At 44.4% G+C, this 17,502-nt stretch carries 13 protein-coding genes; 3 read left to right on the top strand and 10 right to left on the bottom strand.

The window, feature by feature from the left end:
- Nucleotides 1-9: 9 nt before the first annotated feature.
- From FLP08_RS14185 to FLP08_RS14165, 5 genes are all read right to left on the bottom strand, one after another.
- Nucleotides 10-1,089: a BamA/TamA family outer membrane protein gene (locus FLP08_RS14185; protein WP_156277672.1), complete on the bottom strand. Its 1,080-nt coding sequence runs from the start codon at nucleotides 1,087-1,089 to the stop codon at nucleotides 10-12.
- Nucleotides 1,090-1,120: 31 nt separating this feature from the next.
- Complete coding sequence (locus FLP08_RS14180) at nucleotides 1,121-1,687, bottom strand: hypothetical protein (protein ID WP_156277671.1); 567 nt, start codon at nucleotides 1,685-1,687, stop codon at nucleotides 1,121-1,123.
- 159 nt (nucleotides 1,688-1,846) lie between these two features.
- Nucleotides 1,847-3,421, bottom strand: coding sequence for an arylsulfatase (locus FLP08_RS14175; protein WP_202912779.1), 1,575 nt, complete (start codon nucleotides 3,419-3,421; stop codon nucleotides 1,847-1,849).
- 415 nt (nucleotides 3,422-3,836) lie between these two features.
- Nucleotides 3,837-5,732, bottom strand: coding sequence for a DUF3604 domain-containing protein (locus tag FLP08_RS14170; protein ID WP_156277670.1), 1,896 nt, complete (start codon nucleotides 5,730-5,732; stop codon nucleotides 3,837-3,839).
- Nucleotides 5,733-5,873: 141 nt separating this feature from the next.
- Nucleotides 5,874-7,769 carry a DUF3604 domain-containing protein gene (locus FLP08_RS14165; RefSeq protein ID WP_156277668.1) on the bottom strand — a complete coding sequence of 632 codons (1,896 nt, stop codon included), beginning with the start codon at nucleotides 7,767-7,769 and terminating at the stop codon, nucleotides 5,874-5,876.
- Nucleotides 7,770-7,908: 139 nt separating this feature from the next.
- Between FLP08_RS14165 and FLP08_RS14160 the strand changes: the two genes are divergently transcribed.
- From FLP08_RS14160 to FLP08_RS14155, 3 genes are all read left to right on the top strand, one after another.
- Nucleotides 7,909-9,777, top strand: coding sequence for a DUF3604 domain-containing protein (locus tag FLP08_RS14160; protein ID WP_156277666.1), 1,869 nt, complete (start codon nucleotides 7,909-7,911; stop codon nucleotides 9,775-9,777).
- Nucleotides 9,778-9,996: 219 nt separating this feature from the next.
- Entirely contained in the window at nucleotides 9,997-10,461 is a 465-nt protein-coding gene (locus FLP08_RS16535; RefSeq protein WP_202912778.1) for a sulfatase-like hydrolase/transferase, read from the top strand.
- Entirely contained in the window at nucleotides 10,458-11,528 is a 1,071-nt protein-coding gene (locus FLP08_RS14155; RefSeq protein WP_202912783.1) for a sulfatase-like hydrolase/transferase, read from the top strand. The genes FLP08_RS16535 and FLP08_RS14155 overlap by 4 nt, the downstream gene beginning before the upstream one ends.
- Before the next feature lie 148 nt (nucleotides 11,529-11,676).
- Here the strand turns inward: FLP08_RS14155 and FLP08_RS14150 are convergent, their stop codons facing one another.
- Genes FLP08_RS14150 through FLP08_RS14130 form a run of 5 tightly spaced genes read right to left on the bottom strand, consistent with a single transcriptional unit; the run spans nucleotide 11,677 to nucleotide 17,418 of the window.
- Nucleotides 11,677-12,600, bottom strand: a complete 924-nt coding sequence (locus FLP08_RS14150) for a metal ABC transporter substrate-binding protein (RefSeq protein WP_156277664.1) — start codon at nucleotides 12,598-12,600, stop codon at nucleotides 11,677-11,679.
- Nucleotides 12,597-13,775 carry an ABC transporter permease gene (locus tag FLP08_RS14145; RefSeq protein WP_156277662.1) on the bottom strand — a complete coding sequence of 393 codons (1,179 nt, stop codon included), beginning with the start codon at nucleotides 13,773-13,775 and terminating at the stop codon, nucleotides 12,597-12,599. Before FLP08_RS14145 ends, FLP08_RS14150 begins: the two co-directional genes overlap by 4 nt.
- Nucleotides 13,768-14,514, bottom strand: a complete 747-nt coding sequence (locus FLP08_RS14140; RefSeq protein ID WP_156277660.1) for an ABC transporter ATP-binding protein — start codon at nucleotides 14,512-14,514, stop codon at nucleotides 13,768-13,770. Before FLP08_RS14140 ends, FLP08_RS14145 begins: the two co-directional genes overlap by 8 nt.
- Nucleotides 14,448-16,574, bottom strand: a complete 2,127-nt coding sequence (locus FLP08_RS14135) for a hypothetical protein (RefSeq protein WP_156277659.1) — start codon at nucleotides 16,572-16,574, stop codon at nucleotides 14,448-14,450. Before FLP08_RS14135 ends, FLP08_RS14140 begins: the two co-directional genes overlap by 67 nt.
- Nucleotides 16,567-17,418 (bottom strand): peptidylprolyl isomerase, encoded by an 852-nt coding sequence (locus FLP08_RS14130; protein ID WP_156277657.1) that lies wholly within the window; start codon nucleotides 17,416-17,418, stop codon nucleotides 16,567-16,569. The genes FLP08_RS14135 and FLP08_RS14130 overlap by 8 nt, the downstream gene beginning before the upstream one ends.
- Nucleotides 17,419-17,502 lie beyond the last annotated feature (84 nt).

Genomic DNA, 17,502 nt, shown 5'->3' with positions numbered 1-17,502 from the left:
GGATTTAAATTATCTAGAGAAAGCGTCTGAAATTCTAAAACTCAGGCTCCAGTCATCCTTTCCTACGGCCACATCCAGGCCTATATTTATCTTTTCTTTCGGCAGTAAGAGATAACGAACACCTGTCCCAATGCCGGGTAAAAACTCATGTTCAAAGATTTCAGAGATCTCGGGAACCACAGTGGCGAATCCACCAAAGAAGACCATCCCGAATTTCGGCATGAAATTATGCCTGTATTCGGCCTGCATGGAGTAAAGCTGGTCATCCCGGTACTTGCCTTCAGAGTAGCCTCTAATATTATCCCCTCCCACGGTATTCTGTCCTACAAAAGGCACGTCGCCAAAGGAACTAATTGAATAATAACGGGCCAGAAAGATGTCTCTTCCAGATTTTAGTGGTTTGTAAAGATCGTAAGTGAGTTCCAGCTGGTTGAATCCAGATTCGTTGCCCAGCCATTCTCCGGCTGTCTTAAAACTGGCCATGATGTTATGACCTATATTCGGGTAGTTTACATTGTTACGTGAATCACTTTGAATAAAAGTTCCCACATAGTTAATGGGGATATCTATGGTTGGCCGGCGTTCGGTAAAAGGAAGGTCCAGGTCGAACTCGGTACGGGCATTGGCGATCCCTCCCGATAGTCCCACATAGAGATCTGGTGCTACCCGCCTGGCCACCTCACCCAATAAAAATTTAACCTTGGTACTGTAATCTATAAAAGTGCCCCCGGCATAGAAATTCTGGTAGACCTGGAGATTCCCGTTTCCTACTCCCCCTGAAATTTTCGCCCTCCAGCGATCCTCGGCAAAATAGAACTGCTGTATCCCCATGGCTATATAGCTTTCAGAAGTTGAATAAAGAGCAGCTACCGTAGTAGACGAAGAAGGAGAGATGGTATCATTAGCATTCAGTTTGTAAAATGCGGCTCCCAGGAGGCCATAGGAAAAACCTACGGTCCTGCTATAATTCACATAGGGAACCCCGGCTATTTTTATCTTTTTCTGTTCCTCCTTAGGCTTATGTTCTGCCTGGCTGAATAGCTGAGCACTCAAGCTGAAAAGAATAAGAAAAAGATAAAATTGTTTCATTGTAAGGAGGATTAGTTAGTAGGGGAAAGCTCTAAAACCCGCGGCCAATTCCCAGGGCCAGGTTCCATGTGTTGTAAGCATCGAATTTGATGTCGTGGCCAATATTGACAAATATTTCCCATTTTTCGTGTATCTCCCAGTGAGGCTCCACTCCAAGCCTTACCAGCCCGAAGCTCTCGTTTGCCTCATATTCTACCCCACCCCCGGCTACCAGGCTCAGCCATTCAATAGGCTGAAAGGATAAAGCACCTACCAGGGCGATGGGATTCTCCCTTTCTATGACAGCTTCTGAGCTGTGCTCATCTTCCACTTCGAATGTTTCGATGATCATATCGCTATGCAATCCTATGGCCCATTTTTCGGTGAACCAGAAATTATAGTCCAGCATCCAGGAGGGTAAGACCAGCCATTGTTTTTCACCATTTTCAACTCCTGAGTTAATATGGGCGTGACCTATCCCCAGGGAAATTACATGCTTATGTCGGTGCTCTTCATGCTGCTCATGTTCGGCTTCAAGTTCTGTTTCTTCCTGAGCAGATAGATTTAAACCAAACAGGCAGAGGAAAACAAGCAGGCTACATTTTGCTAAATTTTTCATATTACAATCGAATTATAAGAACATCTAGATTATTGATCCTCGAGACTTGTTAAAAAAATCATGGAAGAGGCATAAATAGCCGAAGACAACCTGAATGTATCCAGATCATCTTCGGCTTCTCAACTAATTAATCTTCACAGCTCCTAAAGGAATCTAATATTATTGCCTTGCCTTATTGATGAACTCATCCACCACATTAGACATATCGAAGGATTTACCTCCCTGTACTGGGGGATACTCTGCCAGGGTTTGCAAATGCTTCTGCATAAGCTCTCCCATAGGCTGGATCAACCAGGAAACTTTCTGCATTAAATGCCCGTAAGAATCTGTACTGTCATAACTTTCATATGGGTCCATGCGGATATTGAAAACCAGCGGCACTGTACGTGGAACCACGTTGGCATAATAATCTTCCTTGGTGGAGAAATGGAACTTCCAAGGGCCCATTCTCACCGCGGTTAGTTTACTTTCATAGTAATAGAAAATATGGGTTCGCTCAGATTTGTCTGATTTTCCCATCCAGTAATCCAGGTTGTTCAACCCATCGATATACTGTTTTTTCTCGTTCATCATTTTATCTGCAACATTATCTACTCCCGCAGCTGCGGCAAGTGTGGTGAACAGGTCCATATGGCTTTGGATACCATTTAATTGCTGACCCGCAGGGATCTTACCTGGCCATCTCACCATACAGGGAACACGAACTCCACCTTCGTAAGTGGTCATCTTCTCACCGCGGAATGGAGTAGTACCTCCATGTGGCCAGGAAGCATGTTCGGGACCATTATCTGTAGAATATAGTACAATGGTATTTTCAAGCATTCCCATTTCTTCCAGCTGGTCCAGTACATAACCTATATCTGAATCGTGCTGAAGCATTCCTGCTCCATAATAATCTGCTTCCGAGGTATATTTTTCGACCTTTTCCAGCCATTTATCTTCGATCCTGGTGTACAGGTGCATACGGCTGGTGTTTAGCCAAACAAAGAAAGGCTCATTAGCATCCTTGGATCCTTCTATAAAATCAAGAGCTTTTGGGATCACTTCCTCACGATCAAAATTCTTCATTCGTTCCTGGGTAAGTGGGCCGGTATCTTCAATACGCTGCTTTCCTACCGGTCCAAATCGAGGATCAGACTGGTTATTGGTTTCTTCTGTAGCGAAGGAATGAAGCACTCCACGGGTACCGAATTTCTTTTCATATTCTTCCAGGGAACCTGAATAGGCTTCTCCAAAATTCTGGTAATCGCGTTGCTCAGCTTCTTCCTGGGTGTTCAGGTGGTAAAGGTTACCAAAGAACTCATCAAAACCATGAACGGTTGGTAAATGCTCATTGCGGTCTCCAAGGTGATTTTTCCCGAAATGACCTGTACGGTACCCCTGCTTTTTCAATACCTCTGCCAGACTTGGCGATTCCTTTTTCAAGCCTAATGCGTCTCCCGGCTGACCAACGGTGGTCATTCCTGAACGTATAGGATACTGCCCGGTAATAAATGCGGCACGTCCTGCCGTACAGGAAGGCTGTGCGTAATGGTCTGTAAAAATGATCCCTTCTTCACCTATCCGGTCAATATTGGGAGTGGTATAAGCCATTACCCCGTGCTCATAAGCACTCAGGTTGGTCCAGCCAATATCATCTCCCCATATCACGAGGATATTGGGTTTTTCCTGTGCCATAACTGAGCTAGTAATAAGCCCAAGACATAAAATAAAAATAGCGAGACTTTTTTTCATAGTGTTGGTTTTAGCGGTTATAAGTAATTGATCTCTCTCAAGTAATAGTGCCGGGTACTTTCCCTGGCAGGTAAACACAATATTTCAGTTAAATAATGGGGTTAAGTTATCTTAACGGCGCGTGGGGAAAGAGCCATCTTTTGTAAAGGACCTGTAATGGTTATGAGATTCGGATTGGTTATGCTTAAAAGCAAGCCTTAATTTAGTGAAAAAACATCACAAACACTACTAACAATCTATTATTCAGAGTTTTACAGTTAAATCAAGGGCTTAGCTATGATTTTTAACAATTGTCTAATTATTTCAGCACTAGGCTGAATGTCAATTTTTTATTCTAAAACTTCATTTTTTAAATTCTCCCAAAAAAAAACCTGCAGTCTTTTGAATTTCAGGCTTTAATCTTTGGTACAGATTTCTATTCCGGGTTATACCAGATTGGAGAACTGTAGACACGCTCCTGGATGGTGGCAGGATGATTGGTTTCCTTCACATCTATCCCCAATTCTATAGCGTCCAGTAAGGAATACCTTGGCGTAGGAATTTCCAATACCCTAACGTAATAAAATGCGCTTTGACCGGCATCAAATTCTGGATCGGTCCACAAGGTTGAGAGTTCAGAGGCGCCAATGCTGTTGGTATATTTTCCTGTCTTAAGGTCTACTGTGTTACCCACAGCCTGGCTACCATCGGTGCGATCACCGGAAAGAGCCACATCAAATACCTTTTCTTTTGATTTTCCATCGGCTCCCAACCAACCTTTAACCACCTGAATTCTATCAAGATTTGCTCCATCAGGATCTTTTATCGCGGCTATCATAAAAGACGGAGCCTTTCCTTCAGTATTATAAAGATCACCACCCATGGGCACTCCTTTATCATAACCTGTTTCAACCATAATTTCTGCTGAAACATCATCTTCAGCATACTCGAAACCGCCGAAGAATCGCAAGTTGATCCTTGGGCCAGTGGTGGCATATACCTCTTTTCTTTTAAATGCCTCGACCAGACTTTCACGTGTATTGGATTCGGCCCATACCCCAACCCATCCGGCTGCACCCATATCCCAGCCTTTTGAAGAGCCAATTCCTGTAGGATGTGGGCGTTTTTCTGGAGTGGCATCATGCTGCCCCTTCCCGGCAAAATTATTTTCTTGGATTGCACTCATTCCTGTGTGGGAATCTGAACTACCAATAAGACCAATCTTATATGGATTGGTTCCAAGCTTTTTTTCCAGTTCCAGGCCTCGCATAAGGCCTGTCCTAACATAATCTGCAAGGGTTGGGTCTGGCCTTGTACCCTCGGGGGTTAAAGCAAAATCGTAGGTTTCAAAATCGGCGAACTCATCATTGGGAGATAGCGCCGGATGTGTTTCAGAATCTCCTTTGATCTGGGTGATCTCCACGGCTCGTTCCCACTTCATTCTTTGTAGAGCGTAAGCTTCGTCCACCGGTTCACCGTTCAAACGAACCTCAGGGAACATAAGCCCGAGACTGATATTTGGATTATGCGGAATCGCCACAAAATCGGCTCCTGTTCGGGAACTGGTTTCATCGAGCCAATCCCACAGATCTTCAGGATCATCACTGCTTAAGGCGCTATATGGTATAAATTTACTGGCTATTTCCTCATCCTGGGGCATAAAAACTATCCGGTGAAGGTTCGCCCCGCCATTATTTGAGCTCCATTCCCAGCCAATAAGGGTTGTGAATTTCCCAGGATCATTGTGAGCCCTGGCTGTTTCCAGGTAATTATTCCAGGCTGTTTTCCTTTTTTCACCTCCAAGATCGTTGATCAGGTCTTTTCCGGTTAAATTGGCTTCATTTGGCTGGTCAAAGGCTGCATAATTTAAAATGTCATAGATCTTCTGCATTCCTTCCTCATCTGCGTTCGGGGAAATTTCCAGGAATGCCTTTCCAGATTTGGTATCAGAAATTCCAGGGGTGTCTTCATACATCAGGGCGATAGAGCCCATTAATTCGGCATGGTCTGCCACTACCAGGAAGTCCAGGGGTTTGCTTAACTGCATGGTTTCACCCGTGGTAGGACTTTTCACCGCTTCCCCTTTGGCGAACCTATAAGCGATCTCCGGGGTGGAATTAGGAGTACCAAACAGGTAAACATCGAATGAGTTCCCCGTATGCTGGTGCGTATCTCCCCAAAACACCTCTTTAAGCGGATTCTCTGCAACTGCTTTAGTTTCAGTCCCACTATTTATGGCTAATTCATCTGAAATTTCCTTTTTTTCATCTTCGCAGCTCCCTAAAAGGCAAAGACTGAACAGTATCGCAAATGGCTTAAAAAAAATTTTCATGGTTGGTAGTTTTATTGAACACTTTTATCTCGGAATAATTTTTCAAAAGCGTACATTAAGATACTAAAAATCTGAATTACAGTTACTTAAAAAATAAAAGCCCGGATTAAAATCCAGGCTTTTTTAAATTTAATTCATTTCCTATTCCGGGTTATACCAGATGGGAGAACTTACTCCTCGCTCCTGGTGTACCAGGGGAACTTCATCTGGAAGGTCCAGATCATGTCTTATTTTATCATATAATGTCCAGCGGGGTGTTGGGATCTCCAATACTCTTACATAATAAAAGGCGGGTAATGCTGAATCGAAGTCTGGATCGGTCCAGTAGGTAGTGAATTCAGTATCCCCAATATCGTTGGTATATTCTGCAGTTTCCATATCTACTGTATTTCCCACTGCGGGAAGCTTGCCACTGTTATCAAGCTTTCGATCTCCCGACCAGGCTACCTGATAGATCTTTTCCTGGGTCTCACCATTGGCATCTACCCAGCCTTTGATTACCTGTACCCTGTCCAGGTTCGCACCTTCCGGATCCTTCATCGCCTGGATTAGGAATGTTGGTGCTTTATCATTTTGAGCAGCGCCAAGCATGGCGCCCATGGCTACACCTTTATCATATCCATTTTTTGCCAGGTCATTTTTATCTTCTTCGGTATAATCAAAACCTCCAAAAAACCTGATCTTCATACGTGGACCGGTAGTGGAAAAAGTTTCTCTTCTATACATGGCTTCCCAGATATCCTCACGGGTATTAGATTCTGCCCAGACACCCATAATACCAGAAGCCGCCATTTCCCAGCCTTTATAGGCATCGTTGTTCCCTGAAATTAATGGAAAATTCCATCTTTCTTTATTGCTGGGTTCCACGGTCTTAAACTTCCCATAGAATTCGTCTTCTTCTACTGATGATATTCCCGTATGCGTATCTGTTGCACTATTGGAGCCATACATAAAAGGGTTAACTCCAAGTTCCTGTTTGATCCTCATCCCAGATTTAAGCCCTTCACGCCAGTATTCGTACTTCCAGGTTTCCTTTGATTCCTTTGGCTTCAACACCAGGTTACCACGATCCCAGAGCTCATAATCGGCGAATTCATCTTCTGGGGAAAGGAATGGGTGAGCTTCACTCTGCCCTTTATACTGGAACAATTCCATAAGTCTTTCATATTTCTGTCTCATTTGAGCCCATTCTTTGGTCATAGGGGAACCATCGAATTGTTGTTCTTCATACATCCGGCCGTTAGACATATTACCATTATGAGGAATGGCCAGTAATTTGTCCCCGGTTTTGGCCTCATAATTGGCCATCCACTCCCAAAGTTTCTTAGCGTCTTCAGATTCAAAAGTTGTAAAGGGAAGGATATCACGAGCCTGGTCGCCACCTTCTTTATAGATTATATTTCTATGCAGGTTATCTCCACCTCCGGCATTCACCGTCCACTCATAGGCGGTAAAGGTGGTGAATTCACCGGGACGATAGAATTGCTCTGCCGCATCAATGGTTTTATTCCATGCGGTTTCCATCCATTTTGGATCCATTATTTGGTCTGGTAACTGTCCATTAGACTGCAGGTTGATGACCTCACTTTTGGCATCACCTGCAGCTTCCTCACTGCCTGAAGCAAAAGCCTCGTTCCACCTTTGCAGCACTTCACTTTCCATCATTTCAGCATTTCCATCGATCACTTCATTGATGGTTCCCATTCCATCGGAATGATCGGTGATCATAAACCAGTCATAAGGACGAGATAACTGAGTTTTTATCCCAGAATTTGAAGTGACTTCTTCACCTATGGCATATCTATAGGCATCGGTTGGAGTTAGGGTTGCGCCATCAAGGCCGGCATCAAATGACCAGCCGGTATGCACGTGGGTGTCTCCAAAATAGGCTTCTTTTAGTGGATTTCTTTCGATCTGCTCGCTTTCCATATTGTTGGAAGCAGTTTCATTTTCGGCATTTTCCTTTTTTTCATCGCCGCAGCTCCAGAAAAGGCAAAAGCTTAATAGTATCCCGAGCGACCTGAATAAATTTTTCATAGTTGGTAGTTTTTTTAATTACACAGAGTTCTTTCCCAGATATTTTTCTGAAAAAGCGAACATTAAAATACAAAAAAACACTTAAAAAACTGTTTTTCAGTAAATTAGATGTTTAACTAACTCGCTAATACCTTTTAATATGAAGCTGCGACCTTATTTATTCATATTTGCCCTCATAATTTTCATATCCTGTAAGTCTGATAAGGATTCTGAAGATACTACTCAAACCTCTAATGAAACCGATGAACCTGAGATCCAGGAAAACCCTTTGAAAGAGGCTTATTTCGGTAATTTACATGTTCATACCAGCTGGTCCTTTGATGGCTACATCAACGGGTCGGTCACCGGACCTGATGATGCCTACCGGTGGGCACAGGGAGAAACCATTGCAGGTGGCGGCGATGGATCGACTTTAAAAATCGACAAACCACTGGACTGGTATGCGGTTTCTGACCATGCCGAATACCTGGGCGCCCTGCCTAAGATGGAAGATGAAAACAGCATGATGAGTAAACATCCACTGGCTGGAGATATTACCGGCGACGATCCGGTAGCATCTTTTGAGGCCTATGGAAAGATCTCAGATGGAATTTATACCTACAGGGAAAAGGATTCCATTCTTGGTGATTCAACTTTTGCCGCGAATATGTGGGACCAGGTTGTGGATTACGCCGATAAACATTATAAGCCGGGCAGCTTTACCACTTTTGCAGCTTTCGAGTGGACGGCTGCTCCAGACTGGAGGAATCTCCACAGGGTAGTATTATTCAGAGATACCAAAAACGTACCGGCAGTTCCTTTTTCGGCTGTAGATTCAGATGTGCCCGAGGATCTCTGGAAATGGATGGAACATCAACGTTCCCAGGGAAGCCGATTGCTGGCCGTTCCTCATAATGGAAATGCCAGTGACGGAATGATGTTTCCCATTGGAGAAACTTACGGTGGAAGTACGATCAATAAGGAATATTCTCAAACCCGAAGGCGAAATGAGCCGGTGTTTGAACTAATCCAGATAAAGGGTGCTTCAGAAACTCACCCCTCTCTTTCTCCTAACGACGAATTTGCCAATTTTGAGATCTGGGATTATACGCTGGCTGCCGGTGCAAAAGAACCTAAGAACAAACGCGGAGGCTATATGCGCGAGGCGCTTATCCGCTCCCTGAAATACGAACAGGAAGGAAAGGGAAATCCATTTAAATATGGCTTTATTGGGGATTCAGATACTCATAATTCCTATTCCCCAATCGAAGAAGATAACTACCATGGGAAATTCGGTTTTGAAAACAATCCCGAACATCGGCTTGATGGCCCTCCTGGAGTAGATGAAGCATCGGCCGCTCAGGTTAGGGCATTTGGAAGTGCCGGACTGGCCGGAGTTTGGGCGGTTTCCAATACCCGCGAAGCCATCTTTGATGCGATCATGCGCAAGGAAACCTTCGCTACTTCCGGTCCCCGCTTAAAGGTAAGATTCTTTGGTGGTTTTGGTTTTACTGAAAACATGCTGGAACAGGATAACTGGATAGAGTCGGCTTATTCTGGCGGAGTGCCCATGGGCGGAGACCTTACCGGATCGAATGGTAATGCACCCACCTTTCTGGTACATGCGATGAAGGATCCTGATGGTGCGAACCTGGATAGAATTCAAATCATTAAAGGTTGGGTAGATTCCAATGGCAATCAACAGGAGAAAATTTTTAATGTGGCTGTATCTGGCGACCGCAAAATAAGTTCAGACGGTACCGTTGCAGAGGTAGGCAATACAGTGAATCCGTCGGAGCCTTCATATACTAATGATATTGGAGATATAGAACTCAGGACCCTCTGGACCGATCCGGAATTTGACCCTTCTCAATATGCAGTCTATTACGCGAGGGTTATCCAGATCCCTACTCCAAGATGGAGTACTTACGATGCTAAAACTCTTGGAAGGGAACCACGGGAAGATCTCCCGGTAAGTATACAGGAGAGAGCCTGGAGTAGTCCCATTTGGTATAGTCCATCAGAATAAACAACATAAACCGGGTTTTCGCCCGGTTTTTTTATCCATATAGGATTATTGGCTTCTTTCGAAATCTATAATTATCTGTTAACGAGACTATTACTTTTTTTTTATTTTTAATATCCTAACCCATAAATAAATTATTCGATCTCTAACCAAACCTGGCTATCCCCAAAAGTCGAGGATCAGAATTTTTATGGCTATTAACTAATATAAACTGTCTTAATTATGAAAAAGAAAACTAAAAGCCCTTGGCTATACTTAGTCCTTTTTTTCCTGCCCGTAGTAATGTGCGCCCAGGAAAAACCGAACATTTTGATCATTTGGGGTGATGATGTTGGAATGTGGAACATCAGTGCTTACCACCGCGGAATGATGGGTGGTGAAACACCTAATATTGATCGAATTGGCAAGGAAGGAATGATCTTTATGGATCATTATGCGCAGGCATCCTGTACTGCGGGTCGTGCCGCATTTATTACCGGGCAGTATCCCATGCGAACCGGTCTAAGCACCGTGGGACTGCCGGGAGCTCCTCAGGGATTACAGGCCAGTGATCCCACCCTGGCCGAAATGTTGAAACCCTATGGTTATGCCACAGGGCAGTTCGGCAAAAACCATTTGGGAGACCGGGATGAACATTTACAACAGCGCATGGTTTCGATGAATTCTACGGAATTCTTTACCATTTGAATGCCGGGGAATATCCAGAGCAATATGACTTCCCAAAAGATGAGGAAGTACAAAAAAGATTGAACCTCAAGGAACGCGGAATTATTCATTCCAAAGCACTGGCTAACGGGAAACAGGAGATCAAGGACCTTGGACCGTGGGGTGCAGAAGTACAGCGAAACCTGGATCAGGATGTTCTGGAACAATCCAAACGATTTATCAGGGAAGCGGTAGAAGATGACAAACCTTTCTTTGTATGGCATAATACTACCCGCATGCACTATCGTACCAATTTGAACGATGAATACCAGGACAAAAGCGGTTACGGTATTTATGCCGACGGGATGATGGAACTGGATGATGATGTAGGAGAATTACTGGACCTACTGGAAGAACTGGGCGCAGATGAAAATACCATCGTGATGTTCTCTACAGATAATGGTGCGGCTTCCAACAGCTGGCCAGATGGTGGTAACCAGCCCTTTAAAGGTCAGAAAGGTGTTGGAGGCTGGGAAGGTGGTTTCCGCGTGCCTGTGCTGGTGAAATGGGACGGGCATATCCCTGCCGGAACGGTTACCGGTGAATTTATGACCATGGAAGACTGGGTACCGACTCTTATGAGCTGGGTTGGCGATGTAAATATCAAGGAGGAACTACTTACCGGTGAAAATATCGGTGGTAAAAATTATAAGGTACATCTCGACGGTTACGATCAAAGCGAGCTCTTATTGAACAATGGCAAAACCGAACGCAAGGAGTTCTTTTATTTTACCGAAACCACTTTACATGGTATGCGCTATGGCGACTGGAAAGTACTTTTTAGGGACCAGGAAAAATGGTTCAGGTCTCCACAACCGGAATTATCAACCCCATATGTCATCAACCTTAAGCTGGATCCCTTTGAAAGATTTATCGAATCTCGTGGTTATGATGAATGGGCTGAAAACAGAAGCTGGGTTCTTGGACAGGTAGGAGGACACCTTGCCGCATTCCTGGAAAGTTTTGAAGAATTTTCTCCAAGCCAGGAAAGTTTTTCGGCTCAGCTGGGCGATTTCAATTCTATGATTCAAAAGGCTGGTTCTAATTAAAGGATTGGGCTGTCTAAAAATCGTTTTTTCGTCAACCTGTCCCGAAACTTCGGGAGTTTCAGGTTCTTATTAAATCTACTTTAGTTCTTAAGATTCTGAAATAAATTCAGAATGACGATTTTCCAATAATTTTTAGACAGCCTTTATTTTATTCTTCTGAGATCTTCTGCAGGTTTTGCAGGTTCTTGAACAAAACCTCCTGCATATCCAGGTTTTCCGGCTGCCCGAACAGCGGGTTCACCACGACGGAAGTGACTCCCATTTCCTCAAGGCCTTCTTTCATTGCTTTAGTAGGCTCATCTTCCCAAACCAGGTAGGTCTTTTTACCTTTTTTAGCCAGGTGTTCTATTTCATGTTTTTTATTCTTGTCCCAGCCATCTGAAGGTTCCCAGTGCAGGTTTTCGCCTTTTAGTCCGTAGGCGTTTTGCAGGTATTGATATACAGGATGTGAATAGATCAGCTGAACTTTTTCAGGATCTATTTCCAGCTTCTGGTAGTTCTTGTGCAATTCAGAAAGACCGTTTTTCAGCTTTTCAAAATTCGCCTGGAAGTCTTCACTTTTACCGGGCGCTTCTTTTTTCAAGGCTTCATTCACTTTTTCGGCCTGTGCGATCGCCAGGGAGAGATCCAGCCAGGTGATGCTGGCCGTGCCTTCGTGGGTATGCTCCCCGCCCTCCCCGTGGCTGTGGGTGAATTTTTCTCCCAGGGGAAGCATTTTATCCGACATACCCTCTGTGGTGTTCACCATATCTTCATCCTTAAGAGTCACATTGTTCAGCCATTTTTCAAAGGTTGCTCCGTTGAGCAGGATAAGATCTGCTTGCTGCATTTTTACGATATTTTCTGCGCCGGGAACCCAGTCTGAAGGATCTGTTTCATTTGAAGCCGGGAATCTAAGATCGATAATATCTTCACCAATCTTATTAGCAAAATAATACAGGGGATAGTTGCTAACGTAAACAACCGGTTGCTTTTCGGGTTCTTTTGTTTCTACGCTGGCACTTTCTTTTTCCTGGTCCTTACACGCAAAAACAAAAGTTAGGAGGACAAATGATAAAATGATCTTTTTCATGAGATGAATTTTTCGATTAGGGGAATTCCAAAATTTCCCATCAGTAAAGTTAATAATCCGGAAATGATTATAGCTGAAATCAGCACGATGCCTATTTCCAGGCTTAAGACGCTTCCAATAAAATTACGGGCAGCGCCAATATGTTTCATGGTAGTGAGTTCGGCTTTTCTAAGTTTAATAGAAAGCGCGAACACAAAGGCCAGGATCGCAAGACAGGCAATGCCAATGATGACCCCGGCGAGGATCAACAGGTCACGTACCGAGATCATGGTATCTACCAGCTGGGCAATTACTTCTGCCGGCACCAGCATTTGCGCCGCATCTTGTTCGTTCTCATAACGTCCCCTCAGCATCAGGCCAGATTTACGGTCATTTGGCTGAACGATGATCGCGTTTACGGGATAATCGCTGGGATCCCCATGAAAATGGAAAGAATTGATATTTTCAGGAGTGATCTCTGTATAAGAAAGTACGGCAGGACTGGCCACCGCCTGACTTTCATTCTTATCTAGTAAAAGGCTGTCGTTTTCAATTTGTTGCAGGTCCTGGTGACCGTGAGCTTTTCCCGAAATGACCCAGCTGGTCTTAATATCGGTAAATATCGCTTCATCATCGGGCGTACCGGCCTCTGCTAAAATTCCAACCACGCTCATCTTTAAAGGAAAACTCCCGGCAACATCAAAAGCTCCTGAAGGCGAGGAGATCACAGAACCGCCTACTTTTACATTGAGATTTTCAGCGGCTTTGGCTCCCATAACACATTCGCCAAGGATGGCCATTCTTCTTCCTTCTTTTAATTGCAGTTTCCTGAATTCAAAATAATCTGAAGTGGTTCCCACGATGGGTTGTTCCTTCACCAGGTATTCCAGGTTCAGCGGGATAGGTTTTCCCAGTTGCTGACTCTTCAGTTTTTCAACTTCCCGGTATTCCAGTGCTTCGATCTTAGGTTTTTTAAAATATAGTGAGCTTAAACTGAGTTCGGTCTCGCTTCCTTTTGCCCCGACTATCAAGGGTGTTTTTTCTGCCCTGTCCATAAGATCTGCCGAACCTTTATTCACGAGGTAATTCAATCCAAGCGGGATAAAAATGACCAGCGCGATGGAAAGGATAAGCAACAGGGTTTTGCCCCAGTAGAACTGCAGGTATTTCCAGGCTATGTAAAAACTGTTACCCATTTAGTTCGTTTTTATCCTTATAATTCGAGTAATCCAGGATGTTAATGATACGGTGAAACCTTTGCAGGATCTCCTGGTCATGGGTAACCATGATCAAAGTCGTTTTGGTTTCGTCGCAATAGGAATCGATGATATCCAGGATGCGGTCCCGGTTCACCGGATCCAGGTTAGCGGTTGGTTCATCGCAAATAAGCACTTCAGGTTTGGTGACCAGCGCCCGCGCGACCGATACCCGTTGCCGTTCTCCCTGAGACAATTTCGCAGGGTAACGCTTTAGCTTATCGCCCAGCCCCATGGAGCTGATCACAGAAAAGGCTCTTTCTTTAATATCGTCATCCAGGTTTAAAATTGGGTTGATCCTGAAAGGCAACATTACGTTATCCAGTACACTCAGGTAATCCAGTAATTCGAACTGCTGGAAGATCAAGCCCATCTTCACCAGCCTCAGGTCTTTGATATCCTGCTCACTCAGTTCGCTTAGTTCAATATCCTCCAGGATTATCCTTCCGGAACCAGGCCTTGAAATTCCGGATATCAAATTCAGTAAGGTGGTTTTCCCACAGCCGCTTGGCCCGGTAATGGCCAGTTTTTCAGATCGGCCAATATCAAGCCTGGGGATACTTAATTTGAAAGAATCCCCGGGATAAGAAAACTGAACCTCCTTCAACTGTATCACAGGCTCGAAGCCGCGATCACTTTCCGGTCTTCGGAGGTGAGGCTTATTTTTGAGATCTTCCATTTATTGTCTATAGATTTTAAGGCTACCATCCCTGAATAGGAGTTCCTTCGATAGTGAATATGTTTCAGGTGTCGCACCCTTGCGGTGACGGTCCATTGAGCCGGGTATTCCAGGACATCAGACCCGGTTTGGATTTCAGGATCGCCCAGGCTGTTCAATTCCACCTCCTGTACACTTACCTCGGCACCCTCGCGCAATCCCATGTTTAACCTTCGCCGACTATCCAGGTAAATATTGTCAAGTAGATCAGCATCCACATTCCGTGAAAGTTCTTCGAAGAGTTTCTCCTCGTTTTCTTCATTGAAAGCCGAATAGGTATTGGAAAGTACATTTTCCATGATCAGTTTCATGCCCTGCTGGTCAAGGTCCTTCGCCTCAAACCACGGATTATTAATGCCTATATGAAAGGGCAATAATAGGATGGCCAGGATGAACAGGCTCAGGCTGAAAACAGGTTTTCGTGATTTCAGTTTCATCTGCCGGTGGACCTTCCGGTTACGTGGCCAGGTAATTACAGCTGCAATCACCAGAACCAGACTTATTACTGGGATCGGCAGGCTTCCGCTTATATATTCCGAAGCGATACCTTCAAAATATTGGTTACTGAAAAGCTGAATTACCAGGATGATTCCGAAAGCCAGCTGGGCTGTGGAAAGGATCTTTTCAAAAATACCTGAAGCGGGCCTGTTAGTTCGAAAGCTTCCCAGGATGCTGATAAGAAACAACCCGAGAACCAGGAAACCCACGGAGCGGCCAACGGGAAAAGATAAGTTGTCGTTGGCGAAGGCTGCAAGGATATTTCCTGCCAGCAACGATCCAAAAGTGATACTAACAAGCAAAAGGAGTTTTGGAATGCTTCCTTTCAGCAATAAAATCATGCTGCATACAAATATCAAAGCGAGCAACATTATTTCGGCATAAGGAATGGAAAAACCGTTCATAAGAAGGATCAGTCCTATGGTCGAAAAAACAGCAAAGCTTAAGCCTGTTGCTAATAAATTTCGCACTTTGCCGATTATTGCTAGCAGGAGAAAAAACAACAGGATGATCCCCGGAATTTGTGGAAGCATCGAAGGGGTTTTCCAGAAAAGGCTTGCCTCAAAAATGCACAGGCCAAAAGCTAACGAGCCTGTCAGGATAGAGATGGGAGTGATTATTTTTTCAAACACATTGAAGGAGACAAGTAATTGTTTCAGCTGGTAAAAAACAAGTATTGCCAATATAAGTCCTATTGCGATCCCCAGACTAAAAAATACCGAAAACCCAAGTTGTTCCCCGGGAGTCATAACCGTTTCTATTTGCTGCAGGCTGAGAACATTTCCGAGGAAAAGCCCGGGAGCCAGTAACAATAATAAAGAGAAATTCCTCTTACTAATACCTGCACCTTTAATTGCTAAAAGAAATATGATACTAATCGCCGTAAGCGGAAATGTCCAGCCAGGAGACTTCATCAGCTCAAAGCTTCCCAGGAAGTAGCCTGCCAATATTCCCGAAAATAGGAGCAGGTAAAATCTCTTCTGTCCGGTTAAACCTAAAAAAAAGATCATGGCGAAAATCAAGAGGTAAAAATATGGCTGGGTAAGTACAGCTCGTGCTCCATTAAAGGATCCGAATTTTAGTAATTCGAGGGTCGTTGGAGGAAATGGAACCTCAAAATAAGCCATAGCCGGGCTCAATTTCTTATTGTAGCTGCGACCATCCAGCAGATTTATCACGAGCAGGATCTCCACCTGACTACCCTGAAGGCCTTCGATGCCTATCTGTTTTCCGTAAAGTTGTTGCTCCTTACAGTCAATTTTCCAGGTAAGTACTTTGGAATAGGCCGTCCCTGTTATTTCCGGTTCGGTGATGTTGTTACAGCTATCGGGCAAGACTGGGCTTGCCTTCAACACTTTTCCGTTGATGACCGGAAGCGTAAAAAGAACATCAAAAACACCGGATTCCGTTTCAGTGAGTTCCATCCTGGCCGGAAATACGATATCGGCCCTGAAATCTGCCGGTCTCAGCAGGCAGATCCCAAGAATTAAGAAAAAAAACAGCTTGTGCAAGCTTTTAGTCATTCACCAGATCTTTAGCGATCCCCTCGTAAACCACGTCGTACTGCTGGCGAAGCTCGGTATAGAACTGCTCCTTGGCAGCCTGGGCCTCTTCGTACTGCAATTCAGTGAGTATATTCTCGCGAACGGCCTCCAGTGGCAATGGTTCGGGGGGTGTTTTTTCGGTTATATAAACTAGATGCCAGCCATAACCAGAAGAAATGGGTCCTTCCCAGCTATTCAGCTCAAGCCCATCCAGCTTTTGCGGAAAATCTTCTCCTAAAACTCTCCGGAGGTTATAATCATCGGCATTCTCAAATCTTTGCTGAAGCATACCTTTTTTCCCGGGCAGATCTTCAGCATCGGGTTTTACATTCTTGGTATTCAGTCTTTGCGCGATCTTACTGATGCTTTCTTCGCTTTCAGAATTATCAAAATAGATCTGAGTAAAAGTATATTTCGGCGAGCTGCTGTACTGATCCTTCCTGAGATCGTAATAGGCTTTTATGGCTTCTTCTGAAACAGGCTTCTCCTGTGCCTGGGATTCCGCCAGCATGTTCATCTGCACAATCAGTCCCCTGCGGATCAGGGAATTATTCTCATCGAATTTCTGATTAAGCGCCTCCCGGTAAAGGATCTCCTCACGAACATGGTTATCCAGGAGTCCGCTTAATTCCTCTTCGGTAGGCATACGATTCCAGGTACGGTTCCAGCTGGCGATAAGCTGGGCCACATCGGCATTTCCTATAAGCACTTTTTTATCTTCGACGCCGGGTGTTTTAGGACCAAAAACGATGAGCAGGATAGCGGCCAGGCAACTACCCAAAAGCAGGATCCGGAATAATGGCTTTTTAAATATAGCAGGCATCAGGTATAATTTTTTGATCTAAGAAATCCTGTTCACAGACACGAAGGCTGCGATCTTGTTGAAAATCAATAAAAAGATACACAA

Source organism: Christiangramia aestuarii (assembly GCF_009735585.1).
GTDB classification, from domain to species: Bacteria; Bacteroidota; Bacteroidia; order Flavobacteriales; family Flavobacteriaceae; genus Christiangramia; species Christiangramia aestuarii.
Note: the sequence above shows the minus strand (reverse complement) of the source record. Positions and strands in the feature narration are given on the sequence as shown.

What these genes read in the sequence shown, in the direction of transcription:
- FLP08_RS14180 (WP_156277671.1), bottom strand. Translation starts at nt 1,687, where the DNA reads ATGAAAAATTTAGCAAAATGTAGCCTGCTTGTTTTCCTCTGCCTGTTT.
- FLP08_RS16535 (WP_202912778.1), top strand. Translation starts at nt 9,997, where the DNA reads ATGAAAAAGAAAACTAAAAGCCCTTGGCTATACTTAGTCCTTTTTTTC.
- FLP08_RS14130 (WP_156277657.1), bottom strand. Translation starts at nt 17,418, where the DNA reads ATGCCTGCTATATTTAAAAAGCCATTATTCCGGATCCTGCTTTTGGGT.
- FLP08_RS14135 (WP_156277659.1), bottom strand. Translation starts at nt 16,574, where the DNA reads ATGACTAAAAGCTTGCACAAGCTGTTTTTTTTCTTAATTCTTGGGATC.
- FLP08_RS14165 (WP_156277668.1), bottom strand. Translation starts at nt 7,769, where the DNA reads ATGAAAAATTTATTCAGGTCGCTCGGGATACTATTAAGCTTTTGCCTT.
- FLP08_RS14175 (WP_202912779.1), bottom strand. Translation starts at nt 3,421, where the DNA reads ATGAAAAAAAGTCTCGCTATTTTTATTTTATGTCTTGGGCTTATTACT.
- FLP08_RS14150 (WP_156277664.1), bottom strand. Translation starts at nt 12,600, where the DNA reads ATGAAAAAGATCATTTTATCATTTGTCCTCCTAACTTTTGTTTTTGCG.
- FLP08_RS14160 (WP_156277666.1), top strand. Translation starts at nt 7,909, where the DNA reads ATGAAGCTGCGACCTTATTTATTCATATTTGCCCTCATAATTTTCATA.
- FLP08_RS14170 (WP_156277670.1), bottom strand. Translation starts at nt 5,732, where the DNA reads ATGAAAATTTTTTTTAAGCCATTTGCGATACTGTTCAGTCTTTGCCTT.
- FLP08_RS14185 (WP_156277672.1), bottom strand. Translation starts at nt 1,089, where the DNA reads ATGAAACAATTTTATCTTTTTCTTATTCTTTTCAGCTTGAGTGCTCAG.
- FLP08_RS14140 (WP_156277660.1), bottom strand. Translation starts at nt 14,514, where the DNA reads ATGGAAGATCTCAAAAATAAGCCTCACCTCCGAAGACCGGAAAGTGAT.
- FLP08_RS14145 (WP_156277662.1), bottom strand. Translation starts at nt 13,775, where the DNA reads ATGGGTAACAGTTTTTACATAGCCTGGAAATACCTGCAGTTCTACTGG.